At 44.1% G+C, this 1,357-nt stretch carries 2 protein-coding genes; both read left to right on the top strand.

Annotated elements, in window-relative coordinates; genetic code table 11:
- Positions 1-157: transposase (locus tag GBM95_RS11730; protein WP_193222705.1), on the top strand; the 157-nt coding region annotated here is incomplete at its 5' end.
- A 97-nt stretch (positions 158-254) separates the two neighbouring features.
- A complete protein-coding gene (locus GBM95_RS11725; RefSeq protein WP_152159254.1) occupies positions 255-1,238 on the top strand; it encodes a hypothetical protein in 984 nt (327 codons plus the stop codon).
- Positions 1,239-1,357 lie beyond the last annotated feature (119 nt).

Raw genomic sequence — 1,357 nt, 5'->3', positions numbered from 1 at the left:
GCTGCTGGAAGGGCTCAACAGCATCATTCAGAACATCAAGCGCCGAGCACGCGGATTTAGAAATCCCGAGTACTTCAAAACAATGATTTATCTCGTTGCGGGCAACCTGGATTTCAGCAAATGGACCCAGGCTTTAAAGTGTGGTTACCCACACTAAACGTCATAGAGCCTATCTTGTTTCAGGCATTTGAGAGCAGGAATTGAATTCTAGAAATGAGGCTTGGCAGAGCTGGATCGCCGGACACTCATCTGAAATGCAGCATCCGGTTGATTTCGAGGTTCGTTTTGTTAAAGAAATTCTGACGCAAATTCCGGAAGTGACTCCGGATTCTGTTTACCCGCAATATACTTTTCTCGATAGTGAAGGGCGAATCAGACGCATTGATTTCCTAATTTCTGATCCTGCCAAAGGTTTTGCTATAGCAATTGAACTCGATGGATTTACGAAATTAAAGGAATATAAGGATTGGGAAGATTTTCTTTACAGACAGAATGAACTTCTTGCAAATGTTAAATGCCAGCTCTTGCGTTATGCGAATAAATATTGGCTGAATAACCCGAAGAAGGTTGTTGCTGAAATACGGGCTATTCTTAAAGAGCAGTCGCAAGCATTTCGTTTAAAAGAACTCCGTGATGCAGAGCAAAAGAAGGCAACAGCGGAAGTCGAACAACAAGGATCTGAAGTCAGGAAAATTGAGTCTGAAGTCCTTCAAACGCTTCAGCGTGCAGAGGCTTTGGTATCCAGGGCTGAAGAAGAGCATAAATCGGCAGCTAATAAAATTTCATTGGCAGCTTATGCAGGAATAAGTATTGTTGTTTTTGCTGCTGCATGTCTCATATTTGGCAGAGATATTGCAAGCCCTTCCTCAGCACCTGAAAAAACAGAAAATGCTGTTCTTGCCGGTGCTAGCAGGAAAGAGGGCATTCAGAAAGAGGCTTCAGCTCCAATGCAGAAAGAGAGTCAGATTGCCGGGAATGTTCACGATAATCAAGCTGTAAGCGGGGATGATGTTAAATTATCCAATAAAAACAATGAACAAATTGATTATTCTCAGTCTCGGCAACCTGCATTTTCTCCTTCAGCCACTCAGCCGGGCAAGAGTCCCGGTCAATTGACTTCAACCCCTTTGGTCAAAGAGGCGCTTTGGCCAATAAACGAGGGGGACCTGTTGTCCCATATTGGCTCTATGACGTTTAGTGTGGGTAACCACACTTTAAAGCCTGAGTCCATCTGCTGAAATCCAGATTACCTGCAACGACGTGAATTTCCAGAAATCCGGTAACAGCACCCCTTGAAGCTGCATGACGATAAGGGGAATATTTTCACAGAGGCTTGCTGGATTTCTTCTCTTGGGCT

Source organism: Sutterella seckii, from assembly GCF_009183815.1.
GTDB lineage: Bacteria > Pseudomonadota > Gammaproteobacteria > Burkholderiales > Burkholderiaceae_F > Sutterella > Sutterella seckii.
The sequence above is the reverse complement of the archived record's forward strand: the minus strand, read 5'-3'. Positions and strand labels throughout refer to the sequence as shown.

Bases quoted from the DNA above. Each gene is read 5' to 3' on its own strand.
- GBM95_RS11725 (WP_152159254.1), top strand. From the start codon at position 255: ATGCAGCATCCGGTTGATTTCGAGGTTCGTTTTGTTAAAGAAATTCTG.